Below are 19,068 nucleotides of genomic sequence, written 5' to 3' on the forward strand. Positions count from 1 at the left end.
TTTACTTTCGAATTTAGAATAATGTCCGTACAGCTTCTTGCCATAATTGGTAGAGATTTAGGAAAAAAGAACTGATTAGATATCCTAAACCGATACTACACAATACTACCAAAAGTCGTACCTTCCTCGCATTGTCCTTGGTCACCTTCAAAATTTGATCCCATTTGACTAAATCTTTCAAAAGTTGAAAAACTAGGTAGACAAAAAACATATGACTACTGAGAGTAAAAAACAATTGAATCATCTGCCTATTATACCATCTTCTTTTTTTCTACGCTAGTCTATGGACTTGCACTATATTCTATGGGTTGTTTTTCAAGTAATCAATTGCATCCTGAAGTGTTTTTACAGGAACAATCTTCATGTCTGTTTTAATCATTTCAGCCGCTTCTACAGCCGTGTCATAATTACTTTTAGCATTAGGATTGGCCTTTTTAGCTTCTTCAGTTACTGGATTGTTAGGAGCAAAGAATACAGTAGCTCCTTTTTTTGCAGCAGCAACAACTTTTTTGTCAATTCCACCAATATCACCAACATTTCCATCTCTGTCGATACTTCCTGTACCAGCAATGATACGTCCATTTCGAAGAGTTGGATCTGCAATTTGCGTATAGATGGATAAACTAAACATCATTCCAGCACTCGGACCACCAATGCCAGCAGTTGAAAACTTGATTGGCACGTCACTTGACACTTCTGTGCGGTCAATCAAACCGATTCCAATACCGTTTTTCCCATTTTCCAGAGTAATGATTTTTCCTTCAGCGGTTTTGACTTTCCCGTCTTCTTGGTAAGTAACCTTAACCTTGTCACCTAGCGTTTGAGAATTAACGTAGTCGACCATCTCCTTAGAACTCTCAAAAGTCTTATCATTGACAGCCGTTACTGTGTCAGCGATATTGAGAATACCCTTGAAGGTTGAGTTATCTGTTACGGTCAAAACATAGACTCCCAGGTATTTGAGTTCTATCTCCTTGCCCGCTGCCTTCAGACCTTGATATTTGGCCATGTTCTGCGAAGTTTCCATGTAAAACTGGTTGATTCGCATAAATTCCGCATCTGACGAACCACCAGTCATCTCTTTAGCACTATGTATGTCCGTAAAAGGTGTTAGCCAAGCATAAACCAAGTCAACCAGTCTAGCGTGCTTAACTCCAACTGTTACAAATTGGTAGGAACCTTCTTCTTGGTCAGATTGGTTATTTACTTGTAAAACCTTTCGAATATCTTCTGAAGTCCCTGGCACCTCAATGTAATAAGGAAGTGGTACCGTAAAAGATATAAAAGTGATAATGAGCCCGATGATTAAATATATGGGCCATCTAGTTTTTTTCTTCATTCTTTAACTCCTCTAAGACAGCATTTGGTACATACTTGCTAATATCTTGACCAAACTTCAATAGTTCTCTCACAGCTGAAGAGCTGATGTAAACATGCTCTGGGCGACTATGGAGATAGACTGTCTCAATCTCTCCTGCTAATTGATGGTTGTAAAAATCAAAACTGGCTTCATACTGAAGATCCGCAGCGTTACGCAAACCACGAACAAGAACATGGACACCCAGTTTTCTAGCAACATCAACGACTAATTCATCATGAGAGGCAATGACTTGGACATTTTTAAGGTGTCCCACCGCTTTTTCAACCGTCTCTAGCCGACTTTCTATCGGTAAAAATCCATTTTTGTGTGGATTATAAAAAATTCCCACATACAATCTATCAAAGAGCTTACTTGCGCGTTCAATAAGGTCCAAATGACCATTGGTAATTGGATCAAACGAACCTGTAAATAGCCCAATTTTATCTGACATAAACCGTCACCTTACTAATCCCATATATTTTTTCCTTCCAGATGCCTAAACAGGCGATTTCTTCTGGAAGCTCTACTGATTTATCGGTCTCGCAGACCACCATGACATCTTCTGAAAAAAGATTTCTCTCAGCCATTTTTTCAATGTCGGATACGATCTGTTCCTTTGCATAGGGAGGGTCCAAAAAGATGAGATCAAAGACACCATCCACTTGCTCCAATGCGCGACTGGATTCCATTTTCAATAATTGAAATTTAGAGGTTTCCTTGGTCATCTGAATGTTTTCTGCCACAATATTCTGTGCTCGGCGATCCTTCTCAACTAGGACAGCGCTGGACATCCCTCTTGAAACTGCTTCAATGGATAAGCCCCCACTACCAGTATAGAGATCTAGCACACGCCCTCCTTCAAAGTAAGGGCCAATCATATTGAAAATAGCCCCTCGGACCTTGTCCGATGTCGGCCTCGTTGTTTTCCCGTCCAAGGTCTTTAAAGGACGTCCTCCGTAGATTCCTGATACGATTTTCATAAGGTATATTATACCAAATTCTGATGAAATAAGAAAATCGAACCTCTCGGTTCGATTGATTAAAGAATATTCTCGTAAGTATCTCTAACTTCTTGTGGCCAAACACTGGTTTGAACTTCACCGATGTGCTTCTTACGAAGTAAGAACATGGCCATACGAGACTGTCCAATTCCTCCACCAATTGTCAATGGGAAGAGTCCATTCAAGAGAGCCTTATGCCATTCAAGAGATAAGCGGTCTTCATCTCCTGTAATAGCTACCTGACGACGAAGAGTGTCTTCATCGACACGAATCCCCATTGAAGACAACTCAAAGGCTGCACCAAGATTCTCATTCCAAACTAGAATGTCCCCGTTCAGACCCTTATAGCCATTTTCAGATTCTGTTGTCCAGTCATCATAGTCCGGTGCACGTCCGTCATGAGGTTTTCCATCTGACAATACACCACCGATACCAATCAAGAAGACTGCACCGAATTCCTTACAGATAGCATTTTCACGTTCTTTAGGTGTTAAGTCTGGATAGCGTTCAACCAACTCTTCAGTATGGATAAAGGTAATTTGCTTCGGCAAGATTGACTCAATATCATAGCGGGCTTCGACTGCCAACTCTGTCAAACGAATGGCCTTATAAATCTTTTCAACTGTCTCTTTAAGATATGCAAGATTGCGATGTCCGTTTGGAATGACCTTTTCCCAGTCCCACTGGTCAACATAAACTGAGTGAGTCGCATCTAGTGAGTCTTCATCTGGACGAAGAGCCTTCATGTGAACGAAGAGACCTTCTCCCTCACCAAAACCAAAACGAGCCAAGGTATGGCGTTTCCACTTAGCAAGTGAATGCACCACTTCATAGGTCTCATTAGGAATCTGCAAAACCTTAACTGAAACTGGATGTTCAATACCTGAAAGGTTGTCCTGCATTCCATCACCAACCTTACTCAAGATTGGTCCTTGCACTTCTACTACTTCTAACTTATCTTTTAAATATTGGGTAAAGGTATTTTTTACAAAGGAAATCTCTTCTTGCTGATGGATAAAACTTTTCTTCATACGTTCCTCCTTTTGAATAATAAAAAGATTATACCTTTTTGTTATTAAAAATGAAAGTAAAAATTAAAAAAGAGCTCATTTGAGCTCTAAAAGTATTAATCGTCACGTCCAAAGATTCGTAGGAAGCTAAGGAAGAGGTTGATAAAGTCGAGGTAGAGGCTAAGTGCTAAAGAAATTGCCCAACCTGTAGCGACCTGACCATCTGACTCTTCGTAAACATAACGAATTTTTTGATTATCCCAAGCAATGAGACCTGCAAAAACAAGCACCATAACAATACTAATAATGTAATCCATTAGGTCACTATTTAAGAAGATATTGACAACCATAGCTAGTATCAAACCAAATAGGGCTGCAATCAAAGCACGACCGATTCCACTCAAATCCTTTTTAATGACTACTCCTATGATAGCCATCACGAAGAAGAGGGCTGCACTGGAGATAAAGGCTGTCAAAACTGTCCCAGGAAGATAGAGCGACACAATGAAGCTTAGTGAAAAACCATTGACCGCTGAATAGAGCAGGAATATTGGAAAGGTTGCTGGACTATTCTTTATCGCTAAACCACTCGCAAAAATCACTAGAGCTACTTCTACAATTCCTGTGACAATTAACCATATGCGGGCGTTAAGCATTAACTGAACCAGAAGATCTTGGAAGGTTGTTAACATCAAGGCTGAAACGATTGCAGATAAAGCAATCCCGATCCCTACAAAAGCATATACTTTTGCATAAAATTGATTCAGACCAGAACGTTCTTGAATAATTGTTTGATTCATATCTTTTTCTCCTTATGAAATCTTTTTACTGATTATAACAAAAATAAACTATTTTAACTCAAATAAAACATGAGTATGCCTGCAGCAATGGCAACGTTGAGACTTTCCGCTTGCCCTTTCATGGTAATATGAACCAGTTGGTCTGCCTGGTCTGTCATGAATTGACTGATTCCTTGACCTTCATTTCCCATGACCAAGGCGAAATCTTCTAGCTGAGCAAGCTCACGATAATCTTTAGAGTTTTGGGACAAAGTAGTTGCCAGAATTGGTAAATTGCTCTTTTTAGCCTCTTCAACAAAAGTTTCAACAGGCATCCGATAAATCGGCAAATGAAAATGGCTGCCCTGCATGGATCGGAGAGTCTTCAAGCTATAAATATCTGCTGACTTGCTTGAAACAATGACTCCAGAAAAACCTGCCGCATCTGCCGTTCGGATCATTGTGCCAACATTTCCAGGATCCTGCACGTCTTCCAAGAAAAGATATTTTCCAGAGGTGAAATCCGGCAACTGCTCTTCTTCCTTTTGAACAATGGCTACAATGCCCTGAGGAGTTTGTGAATCTGCTAAATCAAGCAAGATTTCTTCGGCCACAAAGACGGTCTGAGGATAGTCCGTTAATTTTTCACCATACTCTGACAGGGCAAATATTTTCTCTATAATTGCACCTGCTTGAACAGCCTCTTCAAACAAATGCCATCCTTCAATTAAATAAGAAGATTTTCGATATTTTTTTTGATGCAATTTCTTGGCATTTTTTACCACAGAATTGGCTTTAGAGGTTATAATAGTCATAGGAGTATTATAACACAATCAAGGAGGTTTGGTATGCAAAAGGTCAAAATGATCGCACAGGGTCGCGTTCAAGGCGTTGGTTTCCGCTGGGGCGTCTATACCCTTGCCCTCGAAATAGGTGGAATCACTGGTCGTGTCTGGAACAACGATGACGGAACCGTTGAAATTCTTGCCCAAGCAGAGTCTTCAGCTATCATGGCTAAGTTCATCCAAGAAATCCGAAAAGGACCTACTCCCTTCTCAAAAGTAACTTATCTAGATGTTCAATTGAGCAACTTCCCATCCTATTCAGATTTCAAAGTAGCAAATTAGGTCTCTAGAACTATTGTATATTTTCAAAAAAAAAAGTAGAATAGAAAGGTATAATTTTTAAAGAAGGAATAAAAACAGTGAAATCAATTAAACGAATCGCCCTCTCTATCATGGGAGTGGCTATGCTATTAGTCTTGACAGGCTGTGTCCAGGTTGATAAAGCAACTGGACAACCAACAGGATTTATTTGGAATACAATTGGAGCACCTATGGCTGAAGCTATCAAGTACTTTGCTACTGATAAAGGGCTAGGCTTCGGGGTCGCTATTATTATCGTAACCATTATCGTCCGCTTGATTATTTTGCCACTTGGTATCTACCAATCATGGAAGGCAACGCTTCATTCTGAAAAGATGAACGCCCTCAAGCATGTTCTTGAGCCACATCAAACTCGTCTGAAAGAAGCAACGACTCAAGAAGAAAAACTTGAAGCCCAACAAGCTCTCTTTGCTGCTCAAAAAGAGCACGGTATCAGCATGTTTGGCGGAGTAGGATGTTTCCCTCTCCTCATCCAAATGCCTTTCTTCTCAGCGATCTACTTTGCTGCTCAACATACAGAAGGTGTTTCTGAAGCTAGCTTCTTAGGAATCGCACTTGGTTCTCCAAGTTGGATTCTTATCGCCTGTGCAGGTGTTCTCTACTACGTCCAATCGCTCCTTTCACTACACGGAGTTGAAGACGAGACTCAAAGAGAACAACTTAAGAAGATGATTTACATGAGTCCAATGATGATTGTCATGTTCTCAATTTTCTCACCAGCCAGCGTTACGCTTTACTGGGTTGTCGGTGGTTTCATGATGATCCTTCAACAATTCATCGTCAACTACATCATTCGTCCAAAACTTCGTAAAAAAGTACGCGAAGAATATGCCAAGAACCCACCACAAGCAAGCAAAACTTCAGCTACTCGTAAAGATGTAACTCCTGAATCAGCTGCAGTTATCTCAACTTCTGCTAAGAAGAAAAATAAAAAACGCAATTCTGGAAAACAACATTCTAGATAAAGCTACGTGTGCTATCCAATAATTAAAAAAACGAATGAATGACAATTAGTTTTCATGAACTAGGTATCATTCATTCGTTTTTATTATCTACTTTCACATCTTAATTTATTTAAATCCTATGACAACAAATTAGTAAGTAAATCACTTTGATTTAATACAATTAAGAGCCATTAAAACTTCTGCTCCCTCGTCTCTATTTCTAAGCTCAACTCGGCCTTTGTGCAGTTTTGCAACTCTACATACAAAACTAAGTCCAATACCAAAATGTTGCTCTTTAACCGTTCTAGCTTTATCCATACGATAAAAGAGCTTCCCAAAATTAGTTAAAACTTCATCTGGAAATTCAGAGCCATTATTCCATATCCCTATTTTCAATTCCTTCCCCTCTTGCTCTACCCTAATTTTAATTTTAGGATTCTGTTTATCTGCATACTCCAAAGCATTTGTTAAAATATTTTGTATTGCACGAATCAGAAGAGATGGATTTATATAATAGCTTTCAGTTCCTTTCAAATTTTGTTCAAAAGAAAACTTCATCTGATTTTTTATCAAAAAAGAGACTTCTTTCTCTAATTCATTGATAAAATCTGAAGAAGAATACTCCGTCCAACCTGTCTCATCATCATAGTAAGTTTTAGAATAATGAATCAACTGATTAAAATAATCAAGCAAGCGTTGACTAGCATGAACTATATCCGCTAAACATTCTTTAGACTGCTCATCTTTAGTGGAAATGTGCAAAAATTCTGCATTCCCTTTGATGATAGTTAGAGGTGTCTTTAAATCATGAGAAGCTGCTGAAACCTGAAACATCAAATCTTCTTTCTGTTGCTTCTCATCATCTAATAGCTGTCGAATACGATTTTGCATCACAATAATGCGATTACCAGTCTCACGAAACTCCTTAACCGTTAATCTTTCTGTACATTCGCTTTCAAGCCACATACTATTTTCATAAATCAAATTCATTTCATAACTTAGTTTTTTCAACAATTTACCAATGTGATAACTTATTAGAATAATCAATAAAACACAAATATATATCCATGATGACACATTAAAAAAAATTGATTGAACATCATTATTTTTAAGAGGCTTCCCATCTTCATTTATTTGTATAGATACTGAAGCTAAGGGAATAAGATAGGCCATTAGTAAGCCAAGACTAAACTGCCAAATAATTCTCCAGCAGGTTTCTCGAATTAATTGTCTAAAACTTTTGATTCTACCCATTGATATCCTCCACCGTACAAGGTTTTAATTGGATTTAATTGATAAGGTTTCAGCTTTTGACGAATTTGATAAATGTACTCTGAAACCGAACGTAAAAGAGCTTCTGAACTTTGTGGATATAAATAATTATAGATTTCCTCTATAGAATATATTTTACTTGGGTTACTTGCTAAAAGATTCACTATATCAAATTCCCTCCTTGTCAAGGCAATCTTATCTTCGTTTACAAATAGTTCCTTACTATCCGTATATAGTATAAGCTTCCCAATCTTTATTTGATGAACATTTCCTTTAGTCCGTTCTTCACGACGTAAGTGCATTTTAACACGTGCTAAAAGCTCTGGCATACTAAAGGGCTTGATAATATAATCATCAGCTCCTGCATTGATTCCAGCCACCAAATCTTCATCCATATCCTTAGCAGTTATAAAACAGATAGGAACAGATATCTGCTCGCGAATCATCTGACAGACTTCTAAACCACTAACAGGCATCATAATATCTAATAAAATCAAGTCAAATCCTGTAAAATCACAAAGATCAATCTCTTCTATGTTATCTCGTATGACTACTTCATACTTTTCATACTCTAGTACCTTCTTTATTAGGCGAAGAATAGCAAGATCATCATCTACAACTAAAATTTTATAAGCCATAACTCACGCTCCTAAGTTATATTATATCATTAACTGAGAAAAAGACAGGATAGCCCCTGTCTTTAGCGTACATTTCTTCCTATAAGTATCAGTGTAGCAACTACAAAAACAATTAATAACCAAACTATTTGTATCCCCAGACCTTGCCAAACTGGGTAATAAAGTGATAAAGGATGGATATAGTAACAGTTCATACTAGCTAGTAATGGTAAATTTCTAAAAAAAGAACTGAATTGTAGTAGCATTTGTCCCAAGCCCAATAAAAGAGATAAACTTATTCCCAAAATTAAGGTAAAAGATCGGAAAATAAATACAAAAATACCACTTAAAAGAGAGAAGGTTAAAATAGAAATACAAACTGGAAATAGGATTGTTAGAACATTTTTAATATTGCTCAAAAGATTGATATTGTAGTATCCTTGGGCAATTAGTATACATACTGATATTAAAGCTAGCAATAATACAATTTCCACACATAACACAATAGCTAGTTTACATATTATAAATTTTAAACGATTTGGACATGTAAGAAAACTTGTACGAAGGCTAGAACCTGTAAATTCTTGACCTATAAATAGTATAGCTAGACTAATAAAACCTGCCTGTCCTAAATAGAGACTTTGCAGTAGCTGTTCCAAAACAAAGTGTAGGGTCAACTGATCTGGTTTACTATTTAAAAAAATAACCATCGGCGGAACACAAAGTAATAGAGCACCTATAATCAACCAATGCCAAGGATTCATAATAAACTTGAGATACTCACTTTTAAATTGCTCTTTCAACTCATTCCCCTCCTCCAACATCTGACTTAAGTAACCGGTAAATTGCCAAAACCAAGAATGACAAATTCCAACAAAGTAAAAGCAAAATATTTTGTAAACTATTCTGTTCTAACATTTGAGGAGATGTAGCAATCAGTCCATAGCTCAATGAAACTGGAAGAAATTTCGCAATTGATATATGATCGGCTAAGAATGTTCCTAAATTGTAGACTTGAGGAAGCAAAAACAATAGGGGAACAAGGGCTTTTTTAAATGTTAAAGCCAGAATATAGGCTAAAAGCCCCAACAACGTCCAAGCTATACTGTCCAAAAACATATAGAACCAAACTGTCCCATTTAGTGAAAAAAGTAATAAACCATCTTGTCCTAAAACATAATGTGTCATGTTAATCGTCAGAAATATTGATAGGAAGGAAATGACAAAAGAAAATACCAGCCAAACTAATGTTTTTGAAACTAGGAAAGTACTTCTACTCGTATTAGAAAGGAGGCTTGTGCGAATAGCAGAGCCTTTATACTCTTCAGCTCCGTAGATTGAGCCTAAGATAATCATAAAAAAAACGCCAACTAAAGTAACATCAAAACCTAAAAATTCAATAGGGGGAATAGCTTCTACTAACTCTGGGGTTGTCTCTGGGGTAGCATGGATACCAACTGAAACAATTTGAGATGCACCAATATTTGCTAAAAACGTTTGAAATACTAGTATCAAGAATAGTACAACATGAGTAGCTCTCTTATAAAGTAATTTCAATATTTCAGAATGAAGAGAGTAAATAAGTGCCATGTCACTTTCCTCCCTCTGTTAATCTAAAGAAGACTTCCTCCAGTGAAGAAAGATTTTTCATCACTTCTTGTAAAGTCCCTTTTATAAGAACTTTGCCTTTATTTATGATGACCACATCATCTGTCACTGCTTCCACTTCCGATAATATATGAGATGATAGCAAGACGGTCTTTCCTTCTTGAGCTTGTTTTTTTATAAACTCTCTAAACCACCGAATTCCTCTTGGATCCAACCCATTTGTCGGTTCATCCAATATCAAATACTGAGGATCCCCTAATAGAGCTGTTGCAATTCCCAAGCGTTGTCCTTCTCCTAATGATAATTTTCCTATTTTAGATTTTTTCTTATGGCTAATATCCACCATATCCAAGACTTGCTCAATTCGCTGGCTGGATATTCCATTACTAGCAGCAACAATTTTCAAATGTTGATAAACAGTCCGATCATCAGGAGCTCCGACACTGTCAAATGAAGCTCCTACAGTCTTTAGAGGAAATTTTAATTCCTTATAAGTTTGATTTCCAATTTTGGTAAGACCAGATGTTGCTTTGTCTAATCCTAATAAGATACGTAAGGTTGAACTTTTACCAGCTCCATTTGGACCAAGGAAAGCAGTCACTCTACCTGCTTTTGCTTCAAAAGAAATATCTTTTAAAATTTGAGTGTGACCATATGACTTACATAGATTTTTAATGGTAATACTTTGTTCCATAGATGTCTCCTGTTCAATTTTTTGTTTTATCGTTTTAAACAAGTATATATTAACCAATAATTTTCGGATTTTTTTCAGAATTTTAAATCTTTATAAAATCTGTATTGTCATATAAATCATAAAAATTTTGTTTAATTTAATCTTATTTGTATTTATTTGTGTAAACTTAAAAGCCCGATGTTTCCATCAGGCTTCTTTTTATCCATGTACACGTTTCATGTAATCTTGATAGCTTTCTGTATCCATCAATTCCTTAGCGTTCTTCACACGATCTGCTGTTGGAGGTTTAACCCCTTCAAGTGAATACGGAATCCCAAGTTCACGCCATTTGAATTCTCCCATAGTGTGGTAGGGTAGGATTTCAAACTTATCAACGTTTTTAAGAGTTTTTACGAACTTCCCAAGTTCAATCAAATCTTCATCACGGTCTGTCAATCCAGGCACAAGAACGTGACGAATCCAAACAGGTTTCCCAATATCTGACAAGTACTGAGCACAAGCCAAGATGTTTTTATTGGTTTGACTGGTTACAATCTTGTGTTGTGCTTCGTTGATTTCCTTGATATCAAGAAGAACCAAGTCTGTCACGGCCATTAGTTTGTTGAATTTCTCTAAATAACGTGGTTTATTACGGAATGGAAGGGCACAAGTATCCAAGGTACAGTGGATTCCTTTTTCTTTTGCTTTTGTAAAGAGAGCAATCAAGAAATCAATCTGCAAGAGAGCTTCTCCTCCACTGACTGTGATACCTCCCTTGTCTCCCCAGAAACCACGATAACGAAGCGCTTCTTCTAGAACATCATCTACTGTTCGTACACGAGATTTATTGGTTTCCATCGCCCATGTGTCAGGGTTATGGCAATACTGGCAACGCATCTGACAGCCCTGCAAAAAGACAATGAAACGAATTCCAGGGCCATCTACCGCCCCAAAACTCTCTGTCGAATGCACCATTCCTGTCACTTGTCCATAGTCAATTGTTTCTTCAGACATCACGTCACCTTCCTTGAAACCGTTTTATAGCTTTATTATATCATGCCTGAAAAGAAAAACCACAGATTTTGTCTATTTTTTAGAAAACAAACTGTTTTTCACTTTCAACTTTCATGATTTTCAAAAATTCTTCTAATCCTTGTCAAAGTCGAATCCATAGAGAGTCGCAAAATAGTCCTCAGGTCGCTCTGCTCTGCGGATTAGTCGTGCACCACCGTCCTCTGTGTAGAGAATCTCTGCTGAACGAAGTTTCGCATTGTACTGGTAACCCATAGAGAATCCATGCGCACCTGTATCATGAATGACTAACAGATCACCAATTTCTGTTTGAGGTAGTTCACGATTAACTGCAAACTTGTCGTTGTTTTCACAAAGTGAACCAACAACATCAACGACTTCCGTCTGACCGTCAGGATTCATCATATTGGTGATGTGGTGATAGGCTCCATACATAGCCGGTCTCATAAGATTGACAGCTGATGCATCTACTCCGAGATAAGTTCGGTAGGTTTTCTTTTTATGGGTTACTTTAGTCACTAGAATTCCATGAGGCGCTAACATAAAGCGACCTAGTTCTGTAAAAATCTTAACTTGACCGAGACTTGCTGGCGTAAGAACTTCTTCATAAACCTGACGAACCCCCTCACCAATTAAAGCAATATCATTTGGCTCCTGGTCCGGACGATAGTTGACCCCGATTCCTCCCGAAAGATTGATGAAGTCCAGCGAAATACCTAACTTTTCCTTGATTTCTACAGCCAGTTCAAAAAGCTGGCGCGCCAATTCTGGATAATAGAGATGAGTCACAGTATTAGAAGCTAGGAAGGAATGAATCCCAAAAGTTTTTGCTCCCTTTTCTTTCAAGATAGCAAAGGCTTCAAAGAGCTGTTCCTTAGTCATCCCGAACTTAGCTTCACCAGGATTATCCATAATATCCGTTCCGAGTTCAAATACGCCACCGGGATTGTAACGGCAAGAGATGATCTCAGGAATCCCCGCAGCGCGCTCTAAATGGTCGATATCTTCAAAGGCATCCAAGTTGATAGTCGCCCCTAATTCACGGGCATAAGCGTACTCCTGGTCTGGTGTATTGTTAGATGAAAACATCATCTCCGCCCCTGTAAACCCAAGCTTATGACTCATCAAGAGTTCTACATAACTAGAACAATCCACTCCACATCCTTCTTCTTGCAAAATCTTCAAGATAGCTGGAGTTGGGGTTGCCTTAACTGCGAAGTATTCTTTAAAGCCTTTATTCCAAGAGAAAGCCTCATTAACTGCGCGTGCTTTCTCGCGAATACCTTTTTCATCGTAGAGATGGAATGGAGTTGGAAACTCTTCAACAATCTTTTCTAAGTCTTCACGTTTAATAAATGGCGTCTTCATAGGGCTCCTTCATATTCATTATCAAAGAAAGGCTGGGACGAAAGTTCCAACCTTTAAGCATCTTATTCTCTCTTATTTTTCTGTTTCGAAGATGTTCCCAACTTCAACTTCAATTTGTTGGTTCTTCACATCAATATTGGTAACTTTTAAGAGCGATTTATAGTCGAACTGCTGTTCACGATCTTCCTGCGCATTATCAGCAAAGACAGCTACACCAGCTAGCTCAGAATCAAACTCTGTTAAAAGGCTAATCATACCGTTAATCGTTCCTCCGCCTTTCAAGAAGTCATCAACAATCAAGACACGACTTCCTGCTTTAAGGCTACGTTTTGAAAGGAACATTTTTTCAATACGGTCACTAGAACCTGAGACGTAGTTAACACTCACAGTTGAACCTTCTGTGATTTTCAAGTCACGACGGACAATGACAAAAGGTACGTTGAGAACATTTGCTACTGCATTTGCAAGTGGAACCCCTTTGGTCGCTACCGTCATAACAGCATCAATCTTTTGGTCCATAAAGCTCTTAGCAATAATACGTCCAATATTTTTCAAAATAGCTGGAGTGCTAAGGAGATCAGACAAATAAATGTAGCCTCCTGGCAGAATGCGGTCGCTCTCTGAAAGTTTATCGCGAAGCTCTTGGATGATTGTTTTAGATTCAAGGGTAGAGATAGAAGGTGTGAAAATAACCCCACCACCAGCACCTGTCACCGTTTGAATATGGCCGATTTCAATTTCTTCAAAGGCGCGCTTAATAATGACAATATCTTCTGAAATAGAAGATTTGGCAGATTCATACTTTTCCGCAAAGGTATTGAGACTGGTTAATTTGTATGGATTGTTAATCAAATAATTGGAAATAACAACCATCCGATCACTTCTTCTTAATTTCATTAGTTATTCACCATTCTTTTTAATTAGTCTTTTTCTCATTATAACACACTAAAGCAAAAAAAACGAACTTTATTGTCTAAATAAAGCTCATTTTTTTAGTTTCTAGTCTAATTTTGGCTTGTAGAAGGAACGATTGTCCATAGCAAAGACTTTATTGGTCATTTCACCCTCATCAACAAGAGCCAGAGCTGTTGACATCATCATCATACTCGCATCCAAATTATCAATCATATGAATAATTTCAGCTTCCATCACACGAGGACGAACAGGACTACCATACTCGAGTAATCCATGGTGGCTGAGAATCACATGGCGCAGAAGCACCACTTCTTCTCGAGTATCATCAATGCCAAGTTCCATAACCGCTTTGGTAATCTCGCTATCAATCAAGGCGATATGTCCGATAAGATTCCCTCTCACTGTATACTCTGTCTGATCCGGACCTGTTAACTCAATAACCTTAGCCAGGTCATGAAGCATAATTCCTGCATAGAGCAAGCTCTTATTGAGTTGTGGGTAGACATCTGCAATTGCCTCTGCTAAACGAACCATAGTCGCTGTATGATAAGCAAGCCCTGTTTCAAAGGCATGGTGGTTGGTTTTTGCAGCTGGATAAGAATAAAATTCTTTATCATATTTGGTATAGAGGGCCCGAACGATTCGTTGCCAGATGGGATTTTCAATCTTGAAAATCATCTGTGCCATGTACTCACGGATTTCTTTAACATCCACTGGTGATTTGACCTTGAAGTCTGCTGGGTCATTGGGTTCGCCAGGCTGAGGTAAGCGAAGGGTAATTTGATTTACCTGTGGAGTGTTGTTGTAAACTTCACGACGCCCTTGCATGTGGACAACCTTTCCTACAGTAAAGGCCTCAACGTTATGAGGTTGGGCATCCCAGAGCTTTCCTTCGATTTCCCCACTATCATCTTGGAAGGTGAAAGCTAGGTAGTTTTTCCCAGCACGCGTCTGTCTCAGATCGGCTGATTTGATTAGGTAAAAGCCTTCGAACAGTTCATCTTTTTTCATGTGACTAATCTTCATATTCTTCCTCATCTTCTTGGAACTGGAGCAAATCAAGCATAGGCTCACCTTCTGACAATTCAATATGTCGGAGAGTTCGCTCAATAGCTGAAGTACGTCGGTTTAACAATTCATCAATATTACCAGTGGCATGTTGGAGGTGTTTTTGCGCTTTAACCAAAATGCCACCAAACTTGCCAAATTCGGTTTTGACGTTGGCTAGAGTTTGGCTAATATGGTCAGCACTCTTTTGGATATTCAGAGTCTTGAAGCCGACCGATAGGGAGTTCAGAAGGGCTGACAAGGTACTTGGTCCCGCAACGATAATCTGCTCCTCCCGTCTCAAACCATCAAAGAAAATCGGATTTCTAACGATTTCTGAGTAAAGACCTTCTGTCGGAACAAACAGAACTCCAAAATTGGTCGTCCTTGGCGGTGCTATGTACTTGCTCTTGATATCTTTGGCAAAACGCTTAACGCTTGTTTGGAGGGATTTGCGACAACTTTCGATTTCATCCTTATCACCTGCTTCATAGGCTTCTTCCAGACGGTAATAATCTGCCAGTGGAAACTTAGAATCAATCGGTAGATAGACATATTCCTGGTCACCTTGTCCAGGTAACTTGATGGCGTATTCCACACGTTCACTAGAGTTTTCAACCGTTGCAAATTCTCGTTCATACTGGGCAGGTGTCATGATATCTTCAATAATCTGTCCCAGTTGTAATTCTCCTAGAATTCCTCGAGTTTTTGTACCAGATAAGACCTTATTAAGAGCGCCGACATCACGGGCAACCGTCTGCATTTCTCCAAGGCCGCGATTGACAGATTCCAGTTGTTTTGAAACTGTCTCGAAAGACGCTTGCAAGCGTGTCTGCAAGGTCTTTTCTAACTTTTCCTCGACCGTTTGGCGCATCTGCTCTAAACGTTGCTCATTTGACTCCTGCAAGGCCTGTAGTCTTTGGTCAGTCTTATCTCTGGTTTGGAGGAGGTTTTCATTCATCTCCTGTCGAACCTGAGTCAGACCTTGGTGCAACTCGATTCGCACCTCCTGCAAACGGTCGCTAACAACCACTTCAAGATTTTTTTGGTCAAGCTGACTAGACTGTCTGGCTTGCTCAAATCTATAATCTAACTGATCTGAAAGGTTATCTGCCTGGTCTTCTAAACTTTTGGTCAGGTATTTCTCCTGCCTATCCTGCCTTTGCCAAATAAGAAAGAGGCCGGCTAGGTTAGCAATTAGTAACAGTAGTAATATAATCTCCATCCTATCTCCTGTCCTTGCTATGCAGTACAACCACATAGCCATCTGGGCAAGTCACCGAAACTCCCCTATCTATATATTCGTTAGAAGCGTAAACTTTCTTAAAGAAAAAATTCGCCTCCGTCAGTTCATACTTGGCTCCGATAATAGTCAACTGACTATCCCGAACCGGCATAAAGGCCAGATAATCGTAGTCCGAACGTGGCTCTAGTTGACTGGTCCCTTCTGGGCAATAGCTAATCAAGTTTTGCCCATCCTCAATCTCTATTTGGCGCATATAGGGCGCCAATTTGGGATTGCTGGGTAGAAAGACATTAGCCAGCATATGATCGATGCGACCACCTAGGGCACCAAAAATGGTCACCTGAGCCTGAGGATTTTTTTCAAAAATCGTTAAAAGTGCTAGTTCCAGATCGGTATCATCCTTCTCTGGCTGAGCTTGGACAAAGTGCTGGGCACGTTCTTGAATCAACTGACCTTCTTCTACAGTCACAGAATCAAAATCCCCAACTGCTAAAGCAAGAGGAAGTTCTTCTTCCAATACCCAGAGTGAGCCTCGATCCACACCGACAAAACAGTCAAAATCTGTCCGGTAGTGACCGCGGTCTCCCCCTGCAAAAACTGCAGCTTTAGTCCAGTTGATTTCTGAGAGCTTGCACTCGTTCATTGACATCTCCCTTAAAAACATAGGATCCTGCTACAAAGACTGTAGCACCAGCTTCTTTGGCTTGAGCAATCGTTTTATCATCAATCCCGCCATCCACTTCAATCTCAAAGTTCAGTCCTTTTTCTTCACGAAGGGCAACTAACTCACGAATCTTATCCATGGTTTCAGGTAGAAAGGCTTGACCACCAAAACCAGGGTTAACCGTCATGACCAAAACTTGATCAACTAAGTAAAGAACGTACTTGATAGCCTCAACGGGCGTTCCAGGATTAATGACAACCGAAGGTTTAACACCGAGAGAACGAATCTTTTGAAGAGCGCCATGAATATGAGGTGTCGCTTCAACATGGATGCTGATGATGTCAGCTCCTGCACGCGCAAAATCCTCTAAATGATGTTCTGGGTTAGAGACCATCAAGTGACAGTCAAAGACCATCTTACTATGAGGTCGAAGACTTTCGACTACACCTGCACCAAAGCTGATCTGAGGTACAAAGTGACCATCCATGATATCGATATGGGCGTATTCTGCCCCAGTTGCTTCAAGGCGTTTAATTTCACGTTCAAAGTTGGCATAATCTGCTGCCAGAATTGACGGAGCAATCTTGTATTGAGACATAGGTTTCTCCTTATTTTGGAATTTTTTTGCTGACTTTTTTATAGGTTTCTCTGCGATTTTCAATCTCACTGAGGAATTGTAGATAGTTGTCGAAACGGAAGTTTGCAATGATGCCCTCTTCTACTGCTGGTTTCACTGCACAAGATGGTTCATGAGTATGCGTACAAGTACGGAACTTACAGTCGCGACTGACACTAGCAATCTCTGGAAAGGCCTGGTTCAGCTCTTCAGCACTTGATACTTCATAATCTAGCGACGAAAAACCTGGTGTATCTGCGATTTTGCCTCCATTTAGGTTGTAAAAACTAACAGCTCGAGTGGTATGACGACCACGGCCTAGACTATCAGAGATTTCTCCCGTCTCTAGATTGAGGTCAGGAGCAATTTTATTAAGCAGGGTTGACTTCCCAACACCTGTCTGCCCCATAAAGACTGTCACTTTGTCTGTCAACAAGGGTAAAAGTTCTTCTTTACTCGTCACAAAATCGTAACCAATAGCACGATAGGTTTTCTCGTAGAAATCCAGTTCTCTCCTATCCTCTAGTAAGTCCATTTTGGAAATATAGACGATAGGATGAATGTCCTTGTGCTCTAAAAGAACCAAAAAACGATCCAACAAGTTGCTATTAAAGTCAGGTTCTTTAACGGACATAATGACAACGGCTTGGTCAATATTGACAATGGGTGGACGAACCAGACTATTTTTTCGTTCATGAATCTTGAGAATATAACCTTCAGAATTTTCCTCCGCAGAAAAATCTACCCAATCTCCAACATAGGGTGTGTGGCCTTTTTTACGAAAATTCCCACGCGCGCGTGTTTGATAAACCTGACCATCACTTTCCACATAGTAGAAACCCGCTAAGGCTTTAATGATTTGTCCCTGCATCTTAGAGCCCTTGTCCTTTAAGCGCATCTGCTAGACTAGCAAATTCTGCCAAGCTGAGAGCTTCACCACGTACAGATGGTGACAAGCCTGCTTGGTCCAAAGCCTTGGTCAATTTATCCTTGACTTCTTCAGACTTCCCAAAGTAACCTGTCAAGTTGTTCCACAAGGTCTTACGACGATGAGTAAAACTAGCCTTGGAAACTTTAAAGAAGAAGTTCTCATCTTTTACTGCTACAGCAGGTTCTGGACGGCGTACCATTTTTAAGATAGCTGAATCTACGTTGGGCGCTGGCACAAATACTGTACGAGGCACGATAAAGGCAACCTTGGCCGTCATGTAATACTGAACTGCAATTGACAAGCTACCGTATGCCTTGGTATTTGGCTTAGCAGAGATACGATCTGCCACTTCTTTTTGCATCATGACCACAAACTCACTAAAAGGAATACCACTTTCAATCAAGTGCATGAGAATAGGCGTCGTGATATAGTAAGGCAAGTTGGCTACTACCTTAATAGGCAGGTCAGGATTTTTAAAATTTTGGATATGTTGCGCTAGGTCAACTTTTAGAATGTCCTCGTTGACTACGGTCACATTATCAAAATCACGCAGAGTATCCGCTAGAATTGGCACCAAACGGTGGTCAATCTCAAAGGCCATGACTTGAGCTGCACGCTCAGCTAAAAATTCCGTCAAAGCACCAATCCCTGGACCGATCTCGATGACATTGACCTGGTCATCAATTTCAGCCGTATCCACAATTTTTTGAAGGATATTGGTATCGGTCAAGAAATTTTGTCCGAAGGATTTTTTAAAGGTAAAACCGTGACGCTCCAGCACTGCCTTGGTCACGCTATAATCTGCAATTCTCATTTATT

23 protein-coding genes are annotated in these 19,068 nt (G+C 39.5%); 2 read left to right on the plus strand and 21 right to left on the minus strand.

Going from position 1 to position 19,068, the window contains the following annotated elements; translation table 11 throughout:
• Positions 1-13: 13 nt before the first annotated feature.
• The 7 genes from ACLNCS_RS02865 to ACLNCS_RS02895 all read right to left on the minus strand — a co-directional run bounded on the left by ACLNCS_RS02865 (position 14) and on the right by ACLNCS_RS02895 (position 4,965).
• The gene (locus tag ACLNCS_RS02865; RefSeq protein ID WP_033587493.1) at positions 14-244 is read right to left on the minus strand and encodes a DUF1146 family protein; all 231 of its coding nucleotides are present in this window, start codon (positions 242-244) and stop codon (positions 14-16) included.
• Positions 245-301: 57 nt separating this feature from the next.
• Complete coding sequence (locus ACLNCS_RS02870; protein ID WP_004251664.1) at positions 302-1,339, minus strand: SepM family pheromone-processing serine protease; 1,038 nt, start codon at positions 1,337-1,339, stop codon at positions 302-304.
• Positions 1,323-1,811 (minus strand): pantetheine-phosphate adenylyltransferase, encoded by a 489-nt coding sequence (coaD, locus tag ACLNCS_RS02875; RefSeq protein ID WP_004251661.1) that lies wholly within the window; start codon positions 1,809-1,811, stop codon positions 1,323-1,325. The genes ACLNCS_RS02870 and coaD overlap by 17 nt, the downstream gene beginning before the upstream one ends.
• Positions 1,801-2,340 carry a 16S rRNA (guanine(966)-N(2))-methyltransferase RsmD gene (gene rsmD / locus ACLNCS_RS02880; protein ID WP_254733654.1) on the minus strand — a complete coding sequence of 180 codons (540 nt, stop codon included), beginning with the start codon at positions 2,338-2,340 and terminating at the stop codon, positions 1,801-1,803. The genes coaD and rsmD overlap by 11 nt, the downstream gene beginning before the upstream one ends.
• Positions 2,341-2,399: 59 nt before the next feature.
• A complete protein-coding gene (gene asnA, locus ACLNCS_RS02885) occupies positions 2,400-3,392 on the minus strand; it encodes an aspartate--ammonia ligase (RefSeq protein WP_004251655.1) in 993 nt (330 codons plus the stop codon).
• Positions 3,393-3,487: 95 nt separating this feature from the next.
• The gene (locus ACLNCS_RS02890; protein ID WP_004251653.1) at positions 3,488-4,171 is read right to left on the minus strand and encodes a Bax inhibitor-1/YccA family protein; all 684 of its coding nucleotides are present in this window, start codon (positions 4,169-4,171) and stop codon (positions 3,488-3,490) included.
• A gap of 53 nt (positions 4,172-4,224) precedes the next feature.
• On the minus strand, positions 4,225-4,965 hold the full coding sequence (locus tag ACLNCS_RS02895; protein ID WP_004251643.1) for a TrmH family RNA methyltransferase: 741 nt from the start codon (positions 4,963-4,965) through the stop codon (positions 4,225-4,227).
• A gap of 33 nt (positions 4,966-4,998) precedes the next feature.
• Here ACLNCS_RS02895 and ACLNCS_RS02900 point away from each other — a divergent pair, with 33 nt between their 5' ends.
• Positions 4,999-5,277, plus strand: coding sequence for an acylphosphatase (locus ACLNCS_RS02900; RefSeq protein ID WP_004251635.1), 279 nt, complete (start codon positions 4,999-5,001; stop codon positions 5,275-5,277).
• Positions 5,278-5,354: 77 nt separating this feature from the next.
• The gene (gene yidC / locus ACLNCS_RS02905; RefSeq protein WP_004251633.1) at positions 5,355-6,281 is read left to right on the plus strand and encodes a membrane protein insertase YidC; all 927 of its coding nucleotides are present in this window, start codon (positions 5,355-5,357) and stop codon (positions 6,279-6,281) included.
• A gap of 141 nt (positions 6,282-6,422) precedes the next feature.
• On the opposite strand, the gene ACLNCS_RS02910 is transcribed toward yidC, so the two are convergent.
• From ACLNCS_RS02910 to rsmA, 14 genes are all read right to left on the minus strand, one after another.
• On the minus strand, positions 6,423-7,514 hold the full coding sequence (locus ACLNCS_RS02910) for a sensor histidine kinase (protein WP_070677010.1): 1,092 nt from the start codon (positions 7,512-7,514) through the stop codon (positions 6,423-6,425).
• Complete coding sequence (locus tag ACLNCS_RS02915; protein WP_004251628.1) at positions 7,484-8,170, minus strand: response regulator transcription factor; 687 nt, start codon at positions 8,168-8,170, stop codon at positions 7,484-7,486. Before ACLNCS_RS02915 ends, ACLNCS_RS02910 begins: the two co-directional genes overlap by 31 nt.
• 62 nt (positions 8,171-8,232) lie before the next feature.
• On the minus strand, positions 8,233-8,952 hold the full coding sequence (locus ACLNCS_RS02920) for an ABC transporter permease (protein ID WP_004251626.1): 720 nt from the start codon (positions 8,950-8,952) through the stop codon (positions 8,233-8,235).
• A 1-nt stretch (position 8,953) separates the two neighbouring features.
• Positions 8,954-9,739 carry an ABC transporter permease gene (locus ACLNCS_RS02925; RefSeq protein ID WP_004251625.1) on the minus strand — a complete coding sequence of 262 codons (786 nt, stop codon included), beginning with the start codon at positions 9,737-9,739 and terminating at the stop codon, positions 8,954-8,956.
• Position 9,740: 1 nt separating this feature from the next.
• Complete coding sequence (locus ACLNCS_RS02930; protein WP_004251622.1) at positions 9,741-10,451, minus strand: ABC transporter ATP-binding protein; 711 nt, start codon at positions 10,449-10,451, stop codon at positions 9,741-9,743.
• A 198-nt stretch (positions 10,452-10,649) separates the two neighbouring features.
• On the minus strand, positions 10,650-11,444 hold the full coding sequence (gene pflA, locus ACLNCS_RS02935; protein WP_004251620.1) for a pyruvate formate-lyase-activating protein: 795 nt from the start codon (positions 11,442-11,444) through the stop codon (positions 10,650-10,652).
• Between the two features lie 132 nt (positions 11,445-11,576).
• On the minus strand, positions 11,577-12,830 hold the full coding sequence (locus ACLNCS_RS02940; RefSeq protein WP_004251617.1) for a diaminopimelate decarboxylase: 1,254 nt from the start codon (positions 12,828-12,830) through the stop codon (positions 11,577-11,579).
• A 72-nt stretch (positions 12,831-12,902) separates the two neighbouring features.
• Positions 12,903-13,727, minus strand: a complete 825-nt coding sequence (purR, locus tag ACLNCS_RS02945; RefSeq protein WP_006147832.1) for a pur operon repressor — start codon at positions 13,725-13,727, stop codon at positions 12,903-12,905.
• A 102-nt stretch (positions 13,728-13,829) separates the two neighbouring features.
• Positions 13,830-14,771, minus strand: a complete 942-nt coding sequence (locus ACLNCS_RS02950) for a 3'-5' exoribonuclease YhaM family protein (RefSeq protein ID WP_004251613.1) — start codon at positions 14,769-14,771, stop codon at positions 13,830-13,832.
• A complete protein-coding gene (gene rmuC, locus ACLNCS_RS02955; RefSeq protein ID WP_247921925.1) occupies positions 14,761-16,017 on the minus strand; it encodes a DNA recombination protein RmuC in 1,257 nt (418 codons plus the stop codon). The genes ACLNCS_RS02950 and rmuC overlap by 11 nt, the downstream gene beginning before the upstream one ends.
• Position 16,018: 1 nt before the next feature.
• Positions 16,019-16,681 carry a thiamine diphosphokinase gene (locus ACLNCS_RS02960; RefSeq protein WP_004251607.1) on the minus strand — a complete coding sequence of 221 codons (663 nt, stop codon included), beginning with the start codon at positions 16,679-16,681 and terminating at the stop codon, positions 16,019-16,021.
• Positions 16,644-17,300 carry a ribulose-phosphate 3-epimerase gene (gene rpe, locus ACLNCS_RS02965; protein WP_424847136.1) on the minus strand — a complete coding sequence of 219 codons (657 nt, stop codon included), beginning with the start codon at positions 17,298-17,300 and terminating at the stop codon, positions 16,644-16,646. The genes ACLNCS_RS02960 and rpe overlap by 38 nt, the downstream gene beginning before the upstream one ends.
• 10 nt (positions 17,301-17,310) lie before the next feature.
• The gene (rsgA, locus tag ACLNCS_RS02970; protein WP_004251602.1) at positions 17,311-18,189 is read right to left on the minus strand and encodes a ribosome small subunit-dependent GTPase A; all 879 of its coding nucleotides are present in this window, start codon (positions 18,187-18,189) and stop codon (positions 17,311-17,313) included.
• 1 nt (position 18,190) lies between these two features.
• Positions 18,191-19,063 (minus strand): 16S rRNA (adenine(1518)-N(6)/adenine(1519)-N(6))-dimethyltransferase RsmA, encoded by an 873-nt coding sequence (gene rsmA / locus ACLNCS_RS02975; protein WP_004251598.1) that lies wholly within the window; start codon positions 19,061-19,063, stop codon positions 18,191-18,193.
• Positions 19,064-19,068 lie beyond the last annotated feature (5 nt).

The organism is Streptococcus sp. CL9.43 (assembly GCF_049737935.1).
In the GTDB taxonomy this organism is placed as follows: domain Bacteria; phylum Bacillota; class Bacilli; order Lactobacillales; family Streptococcaceae; genus Streptococcus; species Streptococcus infantis_I.